Below are 18,924 nucleotides of genomic sequence, written 5' to 3'. Positions count from 1 at the left end.
GGATCCTACTCTCGCGGCCTATCAGTGGGCCCTGCCGACCGGGCCTCGCCCGCGGTCGCGCCGACCGCATCCGTCGCCGCCGACGCGTCGTCGTCGCCCGCCGCCGAGCCCTCGTCGACGAGCCGCCGCGCGAGGTCGTCGACCGCGCGCTCGAGCGTCGGGTCCTCACCGCGCGCGAGCCCCGCGAGCTCGAGCCGGTCGCCCACGGCCTTCACCCACAAGCGGCGGCGCGGTACGAGCAGCGACGCGAGGAGCGACACGAACAGCAGCACCGTGATCCAGAACACCGGCGCCTGCGTGTGGTCGACGTGCACCTCGATGACGCCGTAGCGCCGCACGTCCTCGAACGTGATGGTGCCGAGCCCGCCGGGGATGTCGATCGTCTGCCCGGGGGCGAGCGTCAACGCGTCCGTCCCCGAGTCGCCGCCGGCGATCTGCGTCATCTCGTCGGTCTCGAGCGCGTACACCGAGCGCGGCACCCCGCGGTCGAGCCCGAGGTCGCCCGCGAACGCCTGCAGCGAGAGCACGGGGTTCGCGAGGTCGGGGTACGCGGAGGCGAGCGCGCCGGTGTCGAGCGGCACCGCGGTCGGGTAGAAGAAGCCGCGCAGGCCCAGCTGCTCCTCGAGCCCGTCCGGCAGCTTGATGACGCCGAGGCTCGTCATCGCGTCGTCCTGCGCGAGGAACGGCGTGTACTGGTCGTACACGACCTCGCCCGACGCATCCCGCACCGAGATGCGCGGCGCGTAGCCGTTCGAGATGAGGTACAGGTCGGCGCCCGCGACGTTCAGCGGCTCGTTGACCTTGATCTGCGCGTCGCGCTCGCCGCCCTCGTCGGTGACCGACACGAGCGCCGTGAAGTCGAGCGGCGCGCCGATCGCGTCGCGGTTCTCGGTCTCGTACTCGACCTGCAGGTCGTCGAGCACGACCGCGAACGGCTCGAGCGAGGCCTCGTCGAACCACTGCCCCGACGAGAACGAGTCGAAGCTCGAGAGCGTGTTCGCGAAGCCGCGGCCCTCGACGAGCAGGCGCTGCCCGTCGTAGCCGAAGCCCGAGCCGAGGCCGATGACGAGCAGCAGGCCGAGCATCGAGATGTGGAAGAGCAGGTTGCCGGTCTCGCGCAGGTAGCCGCGCTCAGCCGAGACCGACTCGCCGTAGCGGGCGGTGCGGTAGCCGAGGCGGCGCAGCACGCGGTCGGCGCGGTCGAGGTCGGATGCGTCCCCGGGCACGGTCTGGAACCCCACGAGCCGCGAGAGGCGCGCGGGCGTGCGCGGCGGTTGCGCGCGCATCGCCTTCCAGTGGTGCGCGAGCCGCGGCACGACGCAGCCGACGAGTGACGTGAACAGCAGGATGTAGATCGCCGAGAACCACGGGCTCGAGTAGACGTCGTGGAGCGAGAACGCGTCGTAGAACCAGACGAGCTCGGGGTTGTCGGCGCGTACCTGGATGACGCCGTTGGGGTCGCTCGACTCCTGCGGCACGAGGCTGCCGGGGATCGCGGCGACCGCGAGCAGGAGCAGCAGCACGATCGCGGTGCGCATCGAGGTGAGCTGGCGCCAGAGGAAGCGCGCCCAGCCGCGCACGCCGAGCGGCGGCTGCGAGGGCGTGGCGGTGGAGTCGACGTGGTCGCTCGGCCGCAGCGGATCAGATGACTGTGACAACGCTCGCGATCCAACCCTGGAGGGACTGCATGATGGCGTTCCACGCGCCGGTGACCATCAGCACGCCGATCGCGATGAGCATCGCGCCGCCCGCGACGTTGATCGCCCGGATGTGCCGACGCATCCACGCGACGGCGCCGCCGGCCCAGCCGAGGCCGAGCGCGAGCAGCAGGAACGGGATGCCGAGGCCGAGCGCGTAGGCGAGGCCGAGGAGCGCGCCCTGCCCCGCCGAGCCGGTCGTGACGGTGAGCGCGCTGATCGCGGCGAGCGTCGGGCCCGAGCACGGCGTCCAGCCGAGCGCGAAGACGACGCCGACGAGCGGCGCCGCCCACAGGCCGCCCGCCTTGACCTGCTGCGGCTTCCAGACGCGCTGCAGGAACGAGAACTGGCCGACGAAGACGAGGCCGAGCACGATGAGCACGCCGCCGAGGATGCGCACGAGCGTGTCGCCGTGCTGCAGCAGGAACGAGCTGACGGCGCCGACGATCGCGTTGCCGAGCACGAACACGAGCGTGAAGCCGGCGATGAAGAGGCTGACGCCGCCCACGAGCCGGCCGCGACCGCGGCCCTGCTCGCCGACGAGCGAGCCGACGAGGCCGAGGTAGCCCGGCACGAGCGGCAGGATGCACGGGCTCGCGAACGAGACGATGCCGGCCAGCAGCGCGATCGGGATCGAGACGAGCAGCTGGCCGCTCAGCACGGCGCCCGCCGGATCGAAGGAAGCGGCGGCGATGAGGGAGGAGGCGGCGCTCACCGCTCGAGCTCCTCCCGCAGCAGGGTCGCGAGGATGCTCGTGTCGGAGACGGCGCCCGAGACGCGCGCCGCGACGCGGCCCTCCTTGTCGAGCACGAGCGTCGAGGGCACGGCGTTGGGGGCGACGATGCCGGTGAACGCGAGCTGCGCCTCGGCGCTCTCGTCGTCGAGGATCGACGGGTAGTCGATGCCGAACTGCTCCTCGAACGCCGTCGCCTGCGCGGCGCCGTCGCGCGTGTTGACGCCGATGAAGTCGACCTCATCGCCGAACTCGGCGTGCAGCTCGGCGAGCACGGGCGCCTCGACGCGGCACGGCGGGCACGCCGCATACCAGAAGTTGACGAGCGCGACGCCGTCGAGCTCCGACGAGTCGAACTCCCCGCCGCCTGCGAGCGGGCCGCCGAACTCGCCCGGCGCCTGGCGCTCGGCGAGCGGCACCTCGGTCACGAAGCCGTCGCCCGCGATGTAGCCCGCGTCGCCGACCTGCCCGGCCACGCCGTCGGCGCTCGAGCAGCCCGCGAGCGCGAGCGCAGCGAGCGCAGCGAGCGCGCCCACGCGCATCCGTCGACCGGCCCTCGTCGCCACGCCGCTCACACCGCTCCCGCGTCGACGGCGTCGACGCCCGCGGCGGGCTCGGCGTAGTCGACCTCGACCATGCGGCCGTCACGGCGCACGTAGCTCGTGATCGACGAGAGCTGGCAGCGGCGCTTGCGGGGGTCGTGCCAGAGCGGCTTGCCCGCGAGTGCGAGGTGCGAGATCCAGATGGGCGACTGGTGGCTCACCATCACGATGTCGCCGTCGTCGTCCGACTCGTCGAGCTCGTCCCACGCGTCCTCCATCGCGGCGATGACGCGCTGGGCGAGGGCGGTGTAGGGCTCGCCCCACGAGGGGCGGAGGGGGTTGCGCAGCAGCGGCCACGCCGACGGGTGCCGCAGCGCGCCGCTCGCCTCGAAGGCCTTGCCCTCGAACTCGTTCGTCGGCTCGATGATGCGGTGCTCGGTGCGGATCTCGAGGCCGAAGCGATCGGCCCACGGCTGCGCCGACTGCTGGGCGCGCTCGAGCGGGCTCGCGGCGAGCCGCACGACGGGGCGGCTCGCGAGGTGCTCGGCCGCGAGCTCGGCCATCCGCTCGCCGCGCTCGGAGAGGCGGTAGCCGGGCAGCCGCCCGTAGAGGATGCGCTCCGGGTTGTGCACCTCGCCATGGCGCACGAGATGGAGGCGACGGGCGGGCATGGCCTTCATCGTACTTGCGGAGTCTATGAGCGGTCCCGCTCGGGACACCGCCCGCGGCCGCGAGAGGATGGGCGCGTGCCCCTCCTCGTGCCCCTCGTCGCCGCGCTGCTCGTCGCCGCAGGCGCCGCCATGCTGTGGGTCTGGGCCGGGTCGATCGCGCACCGCGCGCACGGCGGCACGGTCGCGCTCGTCGTGGTCGCGCTCGCGGGTGCCGGCGTCTGGCTGCTCGTGGCCTCGGACGGGGCGGATGCGTCGGTGCCGGCCGCGGCGGGCTGGGTCGCGCTCGGCGCATCGGCGACCCTGCTCGTCGCCGGCTGGATCGGGATCGCGCGATGGGCGCCGGAGCGTCGTCGGTAGGATCGAGCGCGTGACTCAGCCGACCTCGCTCCCCCGCACGCTCATCGCCGACCTCGCGTCGCTGCCGGATGGGCCGGTGAAGGTGCAGGGCTGGGTCGAGACGGTGCGCGACCAGAAGCGCGTGCAGTTCGTCATCGTGCGCGACGAGTCGGGCGCCGCGCAGCTCGTCAACCCGGTCAACGACGACACCGCCGAGACCGCCGCGACGATCTCCGCGCTCATGCACGGCTCGTTCATCACCGTGACGGGCGACCTCAAGGCCGACGAGCGCGTCAAGCTCGGCGGGCTCGAGGTCAAGATGGGCTCGCTCGTGGTCGAGTCGGTCGCGAAGGACTCACCCGTAGCCGACGACTCGTCGATCGACAAGCGCCTCGACTGGCGCTTCCTCGACCTGCGCCGCCCCGAGGCGCAGCTCATCTTCCGCGTGCAGACCACGATCGAGCACGCGATGCGCCAGCACTGGATTGATGAGGGCTTCATCGAGCTCCACACGCCGAAGCTCATGGCCACCGCCTCCGAGTCGCGCGCCGAGCTCTTCGAGGTGCCCTACTTCGAGACGACTGCCTACCTCGCGCAGTCGCCGCAGCTGTTCAAGCAGATGGCGCAGTCGGCCGGCTTCGGCAAGATCTTCGAGATCGGCCCGGCCTTCCGCGCCGACCCCTCGTTCACGAGCCGCCACGCGACGGAGTTCACGTCGATCGACTCCGAGATCTCCTGGATCGACTCGCACGAGGACGTCATGCAGCTGCACGAGCAGCTGCTCGCGAAGGCGGTCGCCGCGGTCGTCGAGCGGCACGGCGCCGAGATCGAGGAGCGCTTCGGCATCACCCTCGAGGTCCCGACGCTGCCGTTCCCGCGCATCCCCCACGCCGAGGTGAAGGCGATCGTCGAGGCCCGCGGCCACACGATCGAGCGCGCCGACGGCGACCTCGACCCCGAGGCGGAGCGCCAGATCTCGGCGCACGTCAAGGAGACGATGGGGCACGACTTCGTGTTCGTCACCGAGTACCCCTCGGGCGTGCGGCCGTTCTACCACTTGCGCCCCGAGGGCCGCGGCGAGGTGACGAACTCGTACGACCTCATCTACAACGGGGTCGAGATCTCGACCGGCGCGCAGCGCGAGCACCGCATCGACGTGCTCGAGGCGCAGATCGCCGAGAAGGGCATGGATGCGTCGGAGCTCGAGGAGTACCTCGACTTCTTCCGCTACGGCGTGCCCCCGCACGGCGGCTTCGGCATGGGCCTCGCGCGCGTCGTGATGCTCATGCTCGGCCTCGGCTCGATCCGCGAGACGACGTACCTCTTCCGCGGCCCGACGCGCCTGAAGCCGTAGCGTCCTCCGCTCGTCGAGCAGCGCGCGCAGCGCGTCCCTCCGCTCGTCGAGTAGCGCGCGCCGCGCGCGTATCGAGACGGAGTCGACCGGACGCGATGCGCGGCCTGCGGCGACCGCTCGGGCAGCGGGGGCGTCAGGCGCCGAGCCGCGTCTTGATGCGGTCGGTCAGCTTCGCCTCGTCGACGCGCCACGCGGAGTGCTGCCGCCCGTCGATGAGCACGACGGGGATGTCGTCGCTGTAGCGCTCCGCGAGCGCGGGGTCGTCGAGGATCGACAGCTCCGTGAGCGACGCCTCGTCGAAGCCGGCGACGACGCGCTCGACGACCGGCCGCGCGTCGTCGCAGAGGTGGCAGCCGGGCTTGGTGATGAGGGTGATCTCGACCATCGCTCCAGCCTAGACAAGCAGAGGCCGGGAGCCTGCGAGTGCAGGTCCCGGCCTTGGCTGCAACCGGCTACTTGCGGTTGCGACGCTGGTGGCGCGTCTTACGAAGCAGCTTGCGGTGCTTCTTCTTCGCCATGCGCTTGCGGCGCTTCTTGACGACAGAACCCATAGAGGTTCCTCACTTCCGAATCGGGATTGCTCGCTGACGCTGCGCAGCCTCGAGGCCCGCGCAGGGAAAACGCTCGCGCCATCGTACCGGAATCGGCACGGGCGCCGCTGGGGTCAGTCCAGGCGGGCGTCGTCGGCGTCGCGCGCGGGCCGCTCGGTGTCGCCGTCGCGCTGCTGCTGCTCGCGACCGCGCAGCTTGCCCTTCGCGTCGTCGAACCGCTGCGCGTTGCGCGCCGAGAGCTCCTGCAGGCGCTCCTGCACCTCGTGGATGCGGTCCCGGGCCTCCTGCACGCGTTCCTGCACGTCGTGCACGCGATCGGCCGCGCGGCGACCGATCGATGCGCCGACCGGCGCGGGGTGCTCGACGGTGTCCGAGACGCGCGCGAGCGCCTGCTCCGCGGCGACGCGCGCCTGCTCGGCGGCCTGCCGCGCCTGGTCGGCGGCGGCGCGGAGCGGCGCCTGCACGTTGACGCCCGCCCACGCGGCGAAGGCGGCCGCGCCGAGCGACGCCTCCTCCTGGTCGCCCTCGGCGAAGATGAACGGCATGAGCCAGTCGTCGATCTCGTCGAACGGCGCGAGCACGATCGCGTAGTGGCGGTGCTGGCCGTCCTCGCGCACCGTCACGAGGCCCGCGTCGCGCAGCGTGCGGAGGTGCTTCGACACCGTCGGCTGCGGGACGCCGAGGGCCTCGACGATCTGGCTGACCGACGCGTCCCCCGTCGTCGCGCGGCGCTCGAGGAGCACCCCGAGGATGTCGCGGCGCGTGCTGTCCGCGATCACGCTGAAGATGTCGGCCATGTGGAAAGCATGCCAGCGTCGAGCCGGGGGCGACAAACCGCGGTCGGCGCGTGACGGCGCTCGCGAGGACTACGCTTGCCCCGTCCTGCGCCGCCCGACGGCGCTCCGGTTCCGCGAAGGGCACAGCACGTGGCGCAGCTGCGGTCGTCGAGCGATGCGACGCTGCTCGAACGATCGCGCGACGCCGTCGAGCACTTCGCGGCCGCCTACCCCGCGCGCTTCGCGATCATCGTCTTCGCCGCGCTCAACCTCGTCTTCGCCGTGCTGCTCGCGACGCCGTGGGCGAAGGCGGGTGAGGGCGCGACCGACCCGGTGGACGCGTTCTTCCAGGCCGTGAGCGTCGTGTGCGTGACGGGGCTCACGGTCGTCGACATGGCGACGCACTGGAGTCCCTTCGGCAACGCCGTCGTGCTCATCGGCGTGCAGGTCGGCGGCATCGGCGTGCTGACGCTCGCGTCGATCCTCGGCATGACCGTCGCCCGTCGGCTGGGCCTGCGGCAGCGCCTGATGGCGGCGAGCGACTCGAACCCCTCGCGCGTGCGGCGCGGCGTCGTGCAGGAGCAGCAGGCCATCCGGCTCGGCGAGGTCGGCTCGATGCTGCGCATCGTCGCCCTCTCCGTGCTCGTGTTCGAGGCCGTGCTCGTCGTGCTGCTGCTGCCGCGGCTGCTGCTCGAGGGCAAGGACTTCTTCACCGCGCTCTACGAGGCGACCTACTGGTCGATCATGGCGTTCACGAACTCGGGCTTCGTGCCGACCGTCGAGGGGCTCGAGCCCTTCGCGACCGACCCGTGGTTCCTCGGCGTGCTGATGCTCGGCGTCTTCGTCGGCTCGCTCGGCTTCCCCGTCTACTTCGTCATCCTGCGGCACCTCGGCAAGCCGCGGCAGTGGTCGCTGCACGTCAAGCTGACCATCACCGTCTCGCTCCTGCTCTTCCTGCTCGGCGGGCTCGCGTTCCTCGTGCTCGAATGGGGGAACCCCGACTCGTGGGGCACCGAGGACTTCGGCCAGCAGCTGATGCGCGCCTTCTTCCTCTCGACCATGGCCCGGTCGGGCGGCTTCGCGATCGACGACCTCGGGCTGCTGCACAACTCGAGCCTGCTCGTGACCGACATGCTCATGTTCGTGGGCGGCGGCTCCGCCTCCACCGCTGGCGGCATCAAGGTGACGACGCTCGCGATCCTGTTCCTGGCAGCGGTCGCCGAGGCGCGGGGCCGGAAGTCGATGGAGGCGTTCGGGCGCCGCATCCCCTCCGACGTGCTGCGCCTGGCGGTGTCGGTCACGCTCTGGAGCGCGACGATCATCGCCCTCGTCACCATCGTGCTGCTCGAGATCACCGGTGCACCGCTGTCGTTCGTGCTCTTCGACGTCATCAGCGCGTTCGGCACGGTCGGCCTCTCCACCGGCTTCACGCACGGCGGACTCGAGGACTCGGCGAAGGTGATCCTGGCGCTGACGATGTTCGTCGGCCGCATCGGTAGTGTGACGCTCGCCGCGGCGCTCGCCGCGAGCCAGCGGACGCAGCTGTTCACGCGCCCCGAGGAGAGGCCGATCGTTGGTTGACAGGATCCCCCACGACGCCCCCGTGCTCGTGATCGGGCTGGGCCGCTTCGGCGCCGCGACAGCGGGGCAGCTCGCGCGCCTCGACCGCGAGGTGCTCGCGATCGACGGCGACATCAACCTCGTGCAGAAGTGGTCGGAGCGCCTCACCCACACCGTGCAGGCCGACGCCCGCTCGATCGACGCGCTCAAGCAGGTCGGCGCGCAGGACTTCTCCATCGCGGTCTGCGCCGTCGGCTCGTCCATCGAGGCATCGGTGCTCATCACCGCGAACCTCGTCGACCTCGGCATCCCGCAGATCTGGGCGAAGGCGATCAGCCAGTCGCACGGCAAGATCCTCAGCCGCATCGGCGCCAACCACGTGATCTACCCCGAGGCGGAAGCCGGCGAGCGCGTCGCGCACCTCGTCTCGGGACGGATGCTCGACTACATCCAGTTCGACGACCAGTTCGCGATCGTGAAGATGTACCCGCCGAAGCACATCCGCGGCATCTCGCTCGCCGAGTCGAAGATCCGCTCGAAGTACCACCTGACGGTCGTCGGCGTGAAGAGCCCGGGCGGGGAGTTCACCTACGCGACCCCCGAGACCGTGGTCTCGAACCACGACCTCATCATCGTCTCGGGCAACCAGAACGACATCGAGCGCTTCGCGGGCCTGAGCGCGTGAGCACCGAGAGCGCGAGCGGCACGGGGATCGACGACGGCAAGCGCTGCCCGTGCGGCACGGGCCTCACCTACGGCGAGTGCTGCGGGCCCATGCACCGCCGCGAGCGCGAGGCCGCGACGGCCGAGCAGCTCATGCGCTCCCGCTTCACGGCGTTCGCGCTCGGCGACGTCGACTGGCTGCTCGCCTCGTGGCACCCCACGACCCGGCCCCGCTCCCTCGAGCTCGACCCGGGCATCCGCTGGCTCCGGCTCGACATCGTCGGCACGAGCGCCGGCGGTCCGTTCGACCGCGAGGGCACCGTCTCGTTCGACGCGCACTGGGTGGCCGACGGGACGCGCGGCGCGATGCGCGAGCTGAGCCGCTTCCGTCGCGACCAGGGCTGGCAGTACCTCGACGGCCAGCAGCGCTGACGGGGCTCAGCCCGCGGCGAGCTCCCGCGCGCGCTCGAGCGCGGCGGCCGTCGCTCGGTCGAAGACCTCGCCGAGGCGCGCTTCCTGCAGCACCGCGACGGCGCGCTCGGTCGTGCCCTTCGGGCTCGTCACGCGGCGGCGCAGCTCGGCCGGCTCGGCGCCGTCAGCGGCGAGCAGCTCGCTCGCGCCGCGGAACGTGCCCTGCACCATCGTCGCCGCCTGCTCGCGGGTGAAGCCCATCCGCTCGGCCGTGCGCGTGAGCTCCTCGATGAGCAGGAAGACGTAGGCGGGCCCGGAGCCCGAGATGGTCGAGAGCGCGTCGATCTGCGACTCGTCCAGCTCGAGCACCTCGCCGACCGACGCGAACAGCCGTGCGACGAGCGCGACGTCGTCGGCCGAGGCGCGGCTGCCGCCCGCCACGCCCGTGACGCCGAGCCCCACGTGCGAGGGCGTGTTCGGCATCGCCCGGACGACGGCGACGGATGCGGGCAGCACGGCCTCGATGGACGCGGTCGTCGTGCCCGCCGCGATCGAGACGACCACGGCATCCGCTTCGAGGCGCGGCGCGATCTCGCGCGCGAGCTCGACGATCCCGGCGGGCTTGACGCCGAGCACGACGAGCTTCGCGCCGGCGACCGCGCGGGCGTTGCCGCCCGGCTCGGACTCGAGCGCGATCGACTCGACGCCCTCGTGGCCGATCGCGCCCGCCTTCGCGGCGGTGCGGTTCGTCACGACGATGCGCTCGGCGCCGTGGCGCGCGAGCCCCGTGAGGATCGCGCCGCCCATCGAGCCGACACCGAGCATGGCGATGGGAGGCAGCAGCTCTGGCATGCGGCCAGGCTAGTGCCGTGAGCCGCGCGCGCGCCCGCGTAGACTCGCGGCCGTGAGCGCATCCCACGGTACGAAGGCGGTCGTCGCGGCGTTCCTCGCCAACACCGGCATCGCCATCACGAAGTTCGTCGCCTGGTTCTTCTCGGGCTCGGCGGCGATGCTCGCCGAGGCGATCCACTCGGTCGCCGACGCCGGCAACCAGCTGCTGCTCCTGCTCGGCGGCCGGCTCGCGAAGCGCAAGGCCGACGCCGAGCACCCGTTCGGCTACGGCCGCGAGCGCTACGTGTGGGCGTTCGTCGTCGCGCTCGTGCTGTTCTCGGTCGGCGGCCTCTTCTCGATCGCCGAGGGCGTCTCGAAGCTGCGCGACCCGCACGAGCTCGACATCATCTGGCTGCCGCTCGTCGTGCTCGCCATCGCGATCGTGCTCGAGAGCCTCTCCCTCCGCACCGCCATCAAGGAGTCGAACAAGGTGCGCGGCAAGGCGCGCTGGGTCGACTTCGTCCGCAAGGCGAAGAGCCCCGAGCTGCCGGTCGTCCTGCTCGAGGACCTCGCGGCGCTCCTCGGACTCGTCTTCGCGTTCATCGCGGTGGGCCTCACGGCGCTCACCGGCAACCCGCTCTTCGACGCGATCGGCACCGTCGTCATCGGCGTGCTGCTCATCGTCGTCGCGGCCGTGCTGGCCGTCGAGATGAAGTCGCTCCTCATCGGCGAGGGCGCGACGAAGGAGGACACCGCCCGCATCGCGCGCGTGCTGAACGCCGCCCCGGGCGTCGAGTCGGTCATCCACATGAAGACGCTCTACCTCGGCCCCGACGAGCTCATGATCGCGGCGAAGGTCGCGTTCCCGCCGAAGAGCGACATCGAGCACGTCGCGCGCACGATCAACGAGCTCGAGTCGCTGCTGCGCGCCGAGATCCTGCACGCGCGAGTGATCTACATCGAGCCTGACCTCTACCTCCACCGGCCCGAGATCGCTCCCTCGACCGACCACATCGTCATCCAGTCCGGCAACTGACGAACCGGACGCGTCTGTGTAGGCTGTCTGCATGGACTTCCTGCACTCGCTGCTGCTCGCCGGCCACTTCATCGGCCTCGCCCTGCTCGTCGGCACGTTCTTCGTGCAGATGCGGGCGAAGGCCGGGCACAACTTCACACTGCTCCTGATCGGTGGCGCGCTCCAGCTCGTGACGGGCGTCTCGCTCTACGGGCTGGCCATGGCGAACGACGCCGATGTGAACCACATGAAGCTGGGCATCAAGGGCGTCATCGCGCTCGTCGTCTTCGTCGCCGCGCTCATCGGCTTCCTCCGCCAGCGCTCGATGCGCAACGAGAAGTCGCGCCTGGCGGCTGGCGGCGCCGTGGCGGCCGCCGACGTCGCCCTCGAGCGGAAGCTCCTGCCGTTCTTCCACGCGGCCGGCGGGCTCGCGCTCGTCAACCTCCTCATCGCGGTGTTCTGGCGCTGAGGTGACCGGATGGGGTGGCTCGAGCTCGTCGCCCTCCTCGCCATCCTGGGCGTGACGGTCGCGCTCGTGCTCGCGGGACCCGCTTGTGGCACAGCGCCTCGACGCAGCGAGCCCGCCGCATGGGCGGCGGGCTCGGCGTCATGGACGAGATCTGGCGCCCGCACACCTACGAGCAGCGCATCGCGGAGGAGCAGCACGAGGAGGCCGACGACCAGGTCGAGGGGCTCGAGCCGAAGGACCCGCGCCGCGCTTCGGACTGAGCCGCGCGCGGACCGCCGCGCGTCGGCCGCCGCCTGAGCCAGCGCGGCGACCGGTCAGCGGCGCTCGGCGAAGAACGCGCGCAGCTGCCGCTCCGCCTCCGCTGCGAGCACCCCCGAGACGACCTCGACGCGGTGCGGCAGCCGCCGCTCGCGCAGCAGGTCGACGACGCTCCCGGCGGCGCCGGCCTTCTCATCCCACGCGCCGAACACGACGCGGTCGATGCGGCTCGCGAGGATCGCGCCCGCGCACATGACGCACGGTTCGAGCGTGACGACGAGCGCGCATCCGTCGAGCCGCCAGGCTCCGCGCGTCGCGGCCGCCTCGCGCAGCGCGACGACCTCGGCGTGCGCCGTCGGGTCGTGCCGCAGTTCGCGCTCGTTGCGGCCCGTGCCGATGACGGTGCCGGATGCGTCGACCACGACCGCGCCGACCGGCACGTCGGCCGAGCGCTCGGCCGCCGCCGCCTCGTCGAGCGCGAGGCGCATGAGCGCCTCGTCGCGTGCTGCCGGCCGCATCCGCCCTCCTCGTCGGGGCGCACCGGATGCAGGCCGCCCACTACCCTGAACCCTATGCGAGTCCACGTCGCCGACCACCCGCTCATCACCCACAAGCTCACCGTGCTGCGGGATGCGCGCACGCCCTCGCCGACCTTCCGGTCGCTCGTGGGCGAGCTGATGACGCTGCTCGCGTACGAGGCGACCCGCAACGTGCGCGTGACGCCGAAGGAGATCACGACGCCGGTGACGGTCACGACGGGTGTCGAGATCGCGGAGCCGCGCCCGCTCGTCGTGCCGATCCTGCGCGCGGGGCTCGGCATGCTCGAGGGCATGACGGCGCTCGTGCCGACCGCCGAGGTCGGCTTCCTCGGCATGGCGCGCAACGAGACGACGCTCGAGCCGACAACCTACGCCGAGCGACTGCCGGACGACCTCTCGGACCGCCAGTGCTTCGTGCTCGACCCGATGCTCGCCACCGGCGGCTCGCTCTCGGGCGCGATGCAGTTCCTCTTCGACCGCGGCGCGGTCGACGTCACCGCCATCTGCCTGCTCGGCACCCCCGAGGGGCTCGAGCGCGTCGAGCGCGACATGGACGGGCACGACGTGACGATCGTGCTCGGCGCCCTCGACGAGGGCCTCGACGAGCGCGGCTTCATCGTGCCGGGGCTCGGCGACGCCGGCGACCGCCTCTACGGCACGGTCGGCGACTGAGCGCCCGCGGCGAGCGCGCCGCTCTCCGTCACAGTTCGTCACATCGTTGCGTCATTTGACTTGCGACGCGAGAAGCGGCGATACTGACAGGCATGACGACCACCTTCGGCCCCCAGTCCGTCCTCGCGACGAACGGGACGAACGGCATGATGATGCCGATGGTCGACATGCGTCGAATGTGTGCTTGAGCCCAGCTCGCACCAGCCCGACCGCTCCGCATCGGAGTCGCTGACGCATAGCCGTCGCACCCCGTGAGGCCCTGAGCAGGCCTTCGAGCGGTCGCCGGACCCATCCGGGGTCTGCACACCACCCCTCGACTCCTCGAGTCGGCAGCACTCATCGCCCCTCCGCGGGCGCTGCCGACCGCACGCCGGAAGGCCATCCCATGACCATCACCGCTCTCCCCGCCCGCACTGCCCTTCACCGTCAGCTCGGCCGCCCGTCGCTCGCCCAGCCCCGCACGAGCGGCTCGAGCGCCCTCAAGCCGCAGCCCGCCGCGTCCGCCCCGACCCCGACGGCCGCGCCGCACGCCGCCGTCCGGGCCGTCCCCGAGGGCGCCGAGGCGCGCGGCTTCGTGCTCTACGTCGGCCTCGGCGAGGACGCGGCCGCCGAGGACCGCGTCGAGCTCGCACGGCTCGTCACCGAGCTGCGCGCACTCACGTCGAAGCTCGCCCCGAGCGCCCAGACCCACGCGGCCGTCGCCCTCGCCCCGGCCGGCGCCGGCGGTCGCGACGTCGACGTCGTGCGCCGCGCGCTCGGCGACCCCGCGGTGCAGCAGCCCGCGGCAGAGACCGACCCGGGCATCGTCATCGACCTCACCCGCAAGCGCGTCGCGATCGGCGACGAGATCGCGCCGCTCACCTACCGCGAGTTCGAGCTGCTGCAGCACATCGTGCTGCGCGAGGGCTCGACGGTCGGCCGCTGCGACATCATCGACGCGCTGTGGGACGCCGACGCCGACGACCGGCCCAACGAGCGCACGATCGACGTGCATGTGCGGCGGCTGCGCGCGAAGCTCGGCGCCTACGCCGAGATCATCCGCACGGTGCGCGGCGCGGGCTACCGCTTCGACCGGCACGCCGACGTGACGGTGCTCGCCTCCGGGCCGAGCCCCGACCGCTTCTGATCGGCGCCCACAGGCCTTTCACAGCAGGAACTGGGGCGGCTCGTTACCCAACCGTTATACGTTCGTCGTACGTTGATCGTAGTGCTGTGGCGATCGGCGGAAGCGGAGGCAGCAGCCTCACTTGGTGCAAGGGACTGGGGCCGGTCGGGAGAACCCGACCGGCCCTCTTGCACGTCTTGGCAGGTCAGCCGAGGTGCTCGGCGAGGAACGCGGATGCGCTGCGCCGGAAGGCGCCGGAGGTGGGCGCGTTCACGTGGTTGCGGCCCGGGATCTCCTCGAATCGGCCGTCGGCCAGCAGCGGCAGCAGCTCGCGGGTGTCGTCCGCGCGGGTGTCCTTCGCGCCCGTCATGAGCAGCGTCGGCACGGCGGGCGGCGCTTGCGCCGGGTCGAAGAGGGTGCGCGAGACCTCTCCCGCGAGCGTGACGAGCGTGGCCGGGTCGTGCTCGGGGAAGACCGCCGCGAGGTCGACGATGAACGACTCCATGGGGCCGGGCTCGGCTTCGCCCGCGAGCGCGCGCTGCGCGAGGTCGACGTCGAAGCGCTCGAACGGGTCGCTCGCCGGCAGTCCGCCGAGCACGAGCGCCCGGAAGGCGTGCGGACGGGTGCCGGCATGCCGCCAGAGCAGCCGGGCGCCCATCGAGTAGCCGATCGCGCCGGGTGGCTCGTCGAGCGCCAGCTGCGCGAGCACCGCGTCGACGTCGGCGACGAAGCGCGGCACGCCGTAGCCGGTCGATGGCCGGTCGCTCTCGCCGTGGCCGCGGAGGTCCATCGCGATGCCGCGGAGCCCCCGCTCGGCGAGCGCGGCGCTCCATCCGCTCCCGATCCAGTTGCGCTTCGCGTTCGACGAGAAGCCGTGGATCATCAGCACGGGCGAGCCGTCGGGGTCGCCGAGCTCGTGCAGGGCGATCCGCACGCCGTCGGGCGCCATCGCGAACACGGTCATGCTGCTCCTCGGTCGGGGGCGGATGCGGTGCGTCGGGTGACGAGGGGCCGCGCCCGTCGAGCCCTAGGCTAGCGACGAGAGAAGGGTGCTGCGTTGGCGCGTTCCGTCCTGTTCATCAAGCACATCGAGTACGAGACGGGCGGGCACGCGACGACGCTGCTGAGCCACCTGCCGACGCGCGAAGCGGTGCTCGAGACCGCGCTGCCGCCGCTCGACGACATCGCCGGCATCGTCATCACCGGCGGGCAGATGAGCGCCGCCGAGGTCGATCGCTTCCCGTCGCTGCAGGCGACGGCCGATCTCGCGCTGCAGGCCATCGACGCAGACGTGCCGGTGCTCGGCATCTGCCTCGGCCACCAGATCATCGGCCGCGCGCTCGGCGGTGTGCACCGCGAGGGCGTCGTCGACGCCGTCGGCATCCTCGACATCGAGCTCCTCGAGCCCGACCCGTGGCTCGGCGACCACGTCGGCCAGCTCGGCGCCATGCGCTGGAACAGCGACGTCGTGTCGCTCCCGCCGGGCGCGCAGCTGCTCGCGCGCAGCGCGACCGTCGACAACGACGCGTTCCGCTACGGCTCGGCGCTCGGCATGCAGTTCCACCTCGAGGCCGACGACCGCGTCATGCGGCTCTGGGACTCCGTGGCGTCGCCGACGCTCTCGGAGCTGCGCGACCCGGATGCCGTAGCCGAGTGGCGCGCACACCTCGCGAGCGACGAGACCCTGCTGGGCGTCGTCGAGCGCGGCTTCGGCGCGTTCGCGGAGGCGTGCGCCGCGCGACTCTGACGGCCGCGCCGCACCATCGGGGTCAGCCGGCGAGCTGGACCGTCGCCTCGGTCGGCCCGCCGCAGCGCTCGGTGCCGCCGACCCGCACCCAATCGGGCTGCACCACCGCCTCGGTCAGCACCGCGCCGTCCTCGCCGAGCGCGCGGAGCCTCAGCCGCTCGCCAGGGTCGTACAGCATGAACGTCGCGAGCTCGTCCCCGACGGTGACGCGGCCGGCTCCGATCTCGGGTTCGCCCTCGACGCCGCAGCCCGCCTCCGGGCACACCTCGAGCGCCGCGATGCCGTCGGCGGCCGACCCGAGCTCGACGTGCAACGTGCTCGAGTAGCCGACAGCGGTGCAGGCGGCACCGAACCCGCAGCCGGTCGTGCCTGCGACGACGGCGAGCGTCGCAGCGAGCGCTCCCAGTGCGCGGCGCACGGCTACACGACCGGGCGCAGCAGGCCGACCGGCTCGCCCGCGCTGCGCTGCACGAGGCCGAGCGGCTCGCTGAGCCGCTCGAGCGAACCCTCCGGGATCGCGCCGGCCCGCTCGAGCATCGCGAGGGCGACCGGTGCGCCGGCTCGCCGCGCGCCGTCGGCGCTCTTCACGACCGCGGTCGTGCCATCGGGAGCGACCATCGCTTGCGTGCCCTCCGCGCCGAACTTCGTCGCGCAGCGCGTACCCTCGATCACGACCGCATCGGGTCGGCCCGCGCCGTCGATAAGGGTGGGATGCCCCCGCATCGCGTCGCCGACGAAGCGTTGCGCACCGATGCCGTCGGGCGCGAGGCGCCGGAAGGCTCGCGCGAGCCCGACCGGGGTGGTCGCGAACACCAGCGCGCCGCAGCCGTCGCGCGCCGTACCGAGCACGCGCTCGCCGGTGGCGCGGTCGATGCCGTCCCTGAGGATGGTCGTGAGCGGGTGCGACGCCTCCCAGTAGCCATCCGGGGCCCCTAGAGCGCGCGCTACGGCGGCGAACGCGATGTGCTTGCCGACGCACATGTGCGCGAAGCGCCGCAGGGTGCCGTCCGGCGCCTTCATCGGCGGGCAGCGCAGCGACTCCTCGTCGACGCCGAGCGCGACCGCCATCGCTTGCGCGGCGGTGATGTGCTCCTCGTCGGCCCAGTGGCTCGCGCTCGCGAGCGCCGCGTGCGCGGGCTCGAGCTCGACGAGGCCCCGCTCGAGCAGCGTCGCCGCGAACAGGGGTTTGAGCGCACTGCGCGCGAGGAACGGTCGCTCGACCGGGCCGTGCGCCTCGATGACGCGGCCTTCGGGATCGATCAGCACGGCGACGCCGCGGTGCTCCGACTCGACGAATCCGTCGCGCTCGACGACGGCGAGGAGCTCGGTGGCTGGCATTCGCCCAGGCTAGTGCGCGACGCCTGCGCCTTCGATGCGCAGCAGCCGTCGCTTCGCCTCGACCCCGCCGACGTACTGCCCGAGCGCGCCGTCGCTGCGCACCACCCGGTGGCACGGGATGGCGACCGGGAGCGGATTGCGACGGCACGCTGTGCCGACCGCGCGCACGGCTCGGGGCGAGCCGGCGGCCGCCGCGACCTCGGCGTAGCTGCGCGTCTCGCCGTAGGGGATCTCGCGCAGCCGCTCGATCACGTCGCGACCGAAGCCGCGGGCGAGCGAGAGATCGAGCGGGCCGCCGAACGCGCGAGCACGGCCCGCGATGAGGTCGTCGATCGCGTGCGCCGCGGCGTCGAGGCGCGCGGGCGCCTCGAGGATGCGCGGGCTGAGGACGGTCGCGAGCCGCTCGAGGGTCGCGTCGGGCGCATCGCCATCGAACGTCACCGAGACGAGCCCCACCGGTGTGCTCGCGAGCAGCAGGGCGCCGAGCTCGGTGTCGAGGGAGCGGTAGGCGACGTCGAGCAGCCCCCGCTCGCCGGCGCGATCCGCGAGCCTCGACCGCAGCGCGGCGACCCGGTCGGCGGAGGGCTCGAGCTGGACGGCCGGGAACGGCGTTCGCGACGAGACCTGATCGATCATCGCTCCTCCTCCAGCAGCACCCGCAGCCGCCGGACGCCGTCGGACGACGCGCGACGCACCGCATCCGTCGAGGACTGCAGGTGCGCGGCGACCTCCGCGAACGGCAGCCCGCCGAGGTGGTGCAGCACGACCGCCTCGCGCTGACGCTGCGGCAGCTGCGCGAGCGCGCGAGCGAGGTCGAGGTCGCGCGCGCGACTGGGCGCGATGCGCTCCGGCACCTCGCCGACCACGAGTCTCGAGCGCCGTCGCAGCACGTCGATCGCCTTCCGGTGCGCGATCGTCACGAGCCAGCCCTCGATGCGCTCGTCGTGCGCCAGTGTCGGGTAGGCCTCGAGCGCGGCGAGGAACGTCTCGCTCCACGCGTCATCGGCATCGGCCTCGTCGAGGAGCGCCCGGCACACCCGCCACACGCGAGCGCCGTGCCGCTCGACGATCCTCTCGAACGGCGCACGGCTCACGCGACCGAATCTAGCCGCGCGCGCCGCTCGTGATCGAGCAGGTAGCGCTTGCGCTCGACACCGCCCGCGTAGCCGGTGAGCGCACCGGTCGAGCCGACCACGCGGTGGCACGGCACGACGATCGAGAGGGGGTTGCGGCTGTTCGCGAGCCCGACGGCGCGCACGGCGGTCGGCTGGCCGATGCGGGCCGCGATCCAGCCGTAGGTGCGCGTCTCCCCGTAGGGAATCTCGCGGAGCGCCTCCCACACGCGCACCTGGAAGGCGCTGCCGGCGGGGTCGAGGGGCAGCTCGAACGCCTCCCGCTCCCCCGACCAGTACTCGTCGAGCTGTCGCACGGCATCCGCGAACACCGCGTCGTCGCGGTCGCCGAAGCCGGCCGGGTCGGGCGCGGGCCGATGCTCGGGCATGTAGACGCCCGAGAGCGCGCCGTCGCGGGCGACGAGGGTCAGCTCGCCGATCGGGCTGTCGATGGTGGTGTGCGTCATGGCCGTATTCCTCTCACACCCTGCCAACGCGCGAGGGGCGGGGAATGTGAGGTTGTGGATGGCAGCGGATGCGCGGG

At 72.5% G+C, this 18,924-nt stretch carries 26 protein-coding genes; 10 read left to right on the top strand and 16 right to left on the bottom strand.

Features of this window, described 5'->3' with window-relative positions; genetic code table 11:
• Positions 1–5: 5 nt before the first annotated feature.
• The 4 genes from resB to ACP7BI_RS00960 are packed head-to-tail and all read right to left on the bottom strand — an operon-like array spanning position 6 to position 3,643.
• Positions 6–1,658: a cytochrome c biogenesis protein ResB gene (gene resB, locus ACP7BI_RS00975; protein ID WP_425843040.1), complete on the bottom strand. Its 1,653-nt coding sequence runs from the start codon at positions 1,656–1,658 to the stop codon at positions 6–8.
• Positions 1,642–2,412 (bottom strand): cytochrome c biogenesis CcdA family protein, encoded by a 771-nt coding sequence (locus ACP7BI_RS00970; RefSeq protein WP_425843038.1) that lies wholly within the window; start codon positions 2,410–2,412, stop codon positions 1,642–1,644. The genes resB and ACP7BI_RS00970 overlap by 17 nt, the downstream gene beginning before the upstream one ends.
• Positions 2,409–2,972: a TlpA family protein disulfide reductase gene (locus ACP7BI_RS00965; RefSeq protein ID WP_425843536.1), complete on the bottom strand. Its 564-nt coding sequence runs from the start codon at positions 2,970–2,972 to the stop codon at positions 2,409–2,411. Before ACP7BI_RS00965 ends, ACP7BI_RS00970 begins: the two co-directional genes overlap by 4 nt.
• Before the next feature lie 29 nt (positions 2,973–3,001).
• Positions 3,002–3,643, bottom strand: coding sequence for a histidine phosphatase family protein (locus ACP7BI_RS00960; RefSeq protein ID WP_425843036.1), 642 nt, complete (start codon positions 3,641–3,643; stop codon positions 3,002–3,004).
• Positions 3,644–3,718: 75 nt separating this feature from the next.
• On the opposite strand from ACP7BI_RS00960, the gene ACP7BI_RS00955 reads away from it, so the two are divergent.
• A complete protein-coding gene (locus ACP7BI_RS00955) occupies positions 3,719–4,000 on the top strand; it encodes a hypothetical protein (RefSeq protein WP_425843034.1) in 282 nt (93 codons plus the stop codon).
• A gap of 10 nt (positions 4,001–4,010) precedes the next feature.
• Complete coding sequence (gene aspS, locus ACP7BI_RS00950) at positions 4,011–5,333, top strand: aspartate--tRNA(Asn) ligase (RefSeq protein ID WP_425843032.1); 1,323 nt, start codon at positions 4,011–4,013, stop codon at positions 5,331–5,333.
• Positions 5,334–5,466: 133 nt separating this feature from the next.
• Here aspS and ACP7BI_RS00945 read toward each other — a convergent pair whose 3' ends face one another.
• The 3 genes from ACP7BI_RS00945 to ACP7BI_RS00935 form a co-directional block, all read right to left on the bottom strand.
• Complete coding sequence (locus ACP7BI_RS00945; protein ID WP_425843030.1) at positions 5,467–5,718, bottom strand: glutaredoxin family protein; 252 nt, start codon at positions 5,716–5,718, stop codon at positions 5,467–5,469.
• 67 nt (positions 5,719–5,785) lie between these two features.
• Positions 5,786–5,884, bottom strand: coding sequence for a 30S ribosomal protein bS22 (locus ACP7BI_RS00940; protein WP_021011861.1), 99 nt, complete (start codon positions 5,882–5,884; stop codon positions 5,786–5,788).
• Between the two features lie 113 nt (positions 5,885–5,997).
• The gene (locus ACP7BI_RS00935; protein WP_425843027.1) at positions 5,998–6,681 is read right to left on the bottom strand and encodes an ArsR/SmtB family transcription factor; all 684 of its coding nucleotides are present in this window, start codon (positions 6,679–6,681) and stop codon (positions 5,998–6,000) included.
• Between the two features lie 129 nt (positions 6,682–6,810).
• Here ACP7BI_RS00935 and ACP7BI_RS00930 point away from each other — a divergent pair, with 129 nt between their 5' ends.
• Genes ACP7BI_RS00930 through ACP7BI_RS00920 form a run of 3 tightly spaced genes read left to right on the top strand, consistent with a single transcriptional unit; the run spans position 6,811 to position 9,315 of the window.
• A complete protein-coding gene (locus ACP7BI_RS00930; protein WP_425843025.1) occupies positions 6,811–8,241 on the top strand; it encodes a TrkH family potassium uptake protein in 1,431 nt (476 codons plus the stop codon).
• Positions 8,234–8,905, top strand: a complete 672-nt coding sequence (locus tag ACP7BI_RS00925; protein WP_211447662.1) for a potassium channel family protein — start codon at positions 8,234–8,236, stop codon at positions 8,903–8,905. The genes ACP7BI_RS00930 and ACP7BI_RS00925 overlap by 8 nt, the downstream gene beginning before the upstream one ends.
• Positions 8,902–9,315 (top strand): YchJ family protein, encoded by a 414-nt coding sequence (locus ACP7BI_RS00920; protein ID WP_425843023.1) that lies wholly within the window; start codon positions 8,902–8,904, stop codon positions 9,313–9,315. Before ACP7BI_RS00925 ends, ACP7BI_RS00920 begins: the two co-directional genes overlap by 4 nt.
• A 6-nt stretch (positions 9,316–9,321) precedes the next feature.
• Here ACP7BI_RS00920 and proC read toward each other — a convergent pair whose 3' ends face one another.
• Positions 9,322–10,146: a pyrroline-5-carboxylate reductase gene (gene proC / locus ACP7BI_RS00915; RefSeq protein ID WP_425843021.1), complete on the bottom strand. Its 825-nt coding sequence runs from the start codon at positions 10,144–10,146 to the stop codon at positions 9,322–9,324.
• 52 nt (positions 10,147–10,198) lie between these two features.
• On the opposite strand from proC, the gene ACP7BI_RS00910 reads away from it, so the two are divergent.
• Together ACP7BI_RS00910 and ACP7BI_RS00905 are read left to right on the top strand one after the other, a co-directional pair.
• Positions 10,199–11,161: a cation diffusion facilitator family transporter gene (locus ACP7BI_RS00910; protein WP_425843019.1), complete on the top strand. Its 963-nt coding sequence runs from the start codon at positions 10,199–10,201 to the stop codon at positions 11,159–11,161.
• A gap of 31 nt (positions 11,162–11,192) precedes the next feature.
• Positions 11,193–11,609, top strand: coding sequence for a hypothetical protein (locus tag ACP7BI_RS00905; protein WP_425843017.1), 417 nt, complete (start codon positions 11,193–11,195; stop codon positions 11,607–11,609).
• Positions 11,610–11,923: 314 nt separating this feature from the next.
• Here ACP7BI_RS00905 and tadA read toward each other — a convergent pair whose 3' ends face one another.
• Positions 11,924–12,385: a tRNA adenosine(34) deaminase TadA gene (tadA, locus tag ACP7BI_RS00900; protein WP_425843015.1), complete on the bottom strand. Its 462-nt coding sequence runs from the start codon at positions 12,383–12,385 to the stop codon at positions 11,924–11,926.
• Between the two features lie 54 nt (positions 12,386–12,439).
• On the opposite strand from tadA, the gene upp reads away from it, so the two are divergent.
• On the top strand, positions 12,440–13,078 hold the full coding sequence (upp, locus tag ACP7BI_RS00895; RefSeq protein ID WP_211447652.1) for a uracil phosphoribosyltransferase: 639 nt from the start codon (positions 12,440–12,442) through the stop codon (positions 13,076–13,078).
• Between the two features lie 28 nt (positions 13,079–13,106).
• Here the strand turns inward: upp and ACP7BI_RS00890 are convergent, their stop codons facing one another.
• Positions 13,107–13,247: a hypothetical protein gene (locus tag ACP7BI_RS00890; RefSeq protein ID WP_425843012.1), complete on the bottom strand. Its 141-nt coding sequence runs from the start codon at positions 13,245–13,247 to the stop codon at positions 13,107–13,109.
• 216 nt (positions 13,248–13,463) lie between these two features.
• On the opposite strand from ACP7BI_RS00890, the gene ACP7BI_RS00885 reads away from it, so the two are divergent.
• The gene (locus tag ACP7BI_RS00885; RefSeq protein ID WP_425843010.1) at positions 13,464–14,204 is read left to right on the top strand and encodes a winged helix-turn-helix domain-containing protein; all 741 of its coding nucleotides are present in this window, start codon (positions 13,464–13,466) and stop codon (positions 14,202–14,204) included.
• A 184-nt stretch (positions 14,205–14,388) separates the two neighbouring features.
• Here the strand turns inward: ACP7BI_RS00885 and ACP7BI_RS00880 are convergent, their stop codons facing one another.
• Positions 14,389–15,147 (bottom strand): alpha/beta fold hydrolase, encoded by a 759-nt coding sequence (locus ACP7BI_RS00880; protein ID WP_425843008.1) that lies wholly within the window; start codon positions 15,145–15,147, stop codon positions 14,389–14,391.
• A 93-nt stretch (positions 15,148–15,240) separates the two neighbouring features.
• Here ACP7BI_RS00880 and ACP7BI_RS00875 point away from each other — a divergent pair, with 93 nt between their 5' ends.
• On the top strand, positions 15,241–15,930 hold the full coding sequence (locus ACP7BI_RS00875) for a type 1 glutamine amidotransferase (RefSeq protein ID WP_425843006.1): 690 nt from the start codon (positions 15,241–15,243) through the stop codon (positions 15,928–15,930).
• A gap of 22 nt (positions 15,931–15,952) precedes the next feature.
• Here ACP7BI_RS00875 and ACP7BI_RS00870 read toward each other — a convergent pair whose 3' ends face one another.
• From ACP7BI_RS00870 to ACP7BI_RS00850, 5 genes are read right to left on the bottom strand one after another with little or no spacing between them, the layout of a single operon-like run.
• A complete protein-coding gene (locus tag ACP7BI_RS00870; RefSeq protein WP_425843004.1) occupies positions 15,953–16,348 on the bottom strand; it encodes a hypothetical protein in 396 nt (131 codons plus the stop codon).
• Between the two features lie 2 nt (positions 16,349–16,350).
• Complete coding sequence (locus tag ACP7BI_RS00865) at positions 16,351–17,268, bottom strand: asparaginase (protein WP_425843002.1); 918 nt, start codon at positions 17,266–17,268, stop codon at positions 16,351–16,353.
• A 9-nt stretch (positions 17,269–17,277) separates the two neighbouring features.
• A complete protein-coding gene (locus ACP7BI_RS00860; RefSeq protein ID WP_425843000.1) occupies positions 17,278–17,904 on the bottom strand; it encodes a methylated-DNA--[protein]-cysteine S-methyltransferase in 627 nt (208 codons plus the stop codon).
• Positions 17,901–18,362: an RNA polymerase sigma factor gene (locus ACP7BI_RS00855; RefSeq protein WP_425842998.1), complete on the bottom strand. Its 462-nt coding sequence runs from the start codon at positions 18,360–18,362 to the stop codon at positions 17,901–17,903. Before ACP7BI_RS00855 ends, ACP7BI_RS00860 begins: the two co-directional genes overlap by 4 nt.
• Positions 18,359–18,847: a methylated-DNA--[protein]-cysteine S-methyltransferase gene (locus tag ACP7BI_RS00850; protein ID WP_425842996.1), complete on the bottom strand. Its 489-nt coding sequence runs from the start codon at positions 18,845–18,847 to the stop codon at positions 18,359–18,361. Before ACP7BI_RS00850 ends, ACP7BI_RS00855 begins: the two co-directional genes overlap by 4 nt.
• Between the last annotated feature and the right edge of the window lie 77 nt (positions 18,848–18,924).

This window comes from Agrococcus sp. TSP3-2-1, assembly GCF_049897585.1.
In the GTDB taxonomy this organism is placed as follows: domain Bacteria; phylum Actinomycetota; class Actinomycetes; order Actinomycetales; family Microbacteriaceae; genus Agrococcus.
The sequence above is the reverse complement of the archived record's forward strand: the minus strand, read 5'-3'. Positions and strand labels throughout refer to the sequence as shown.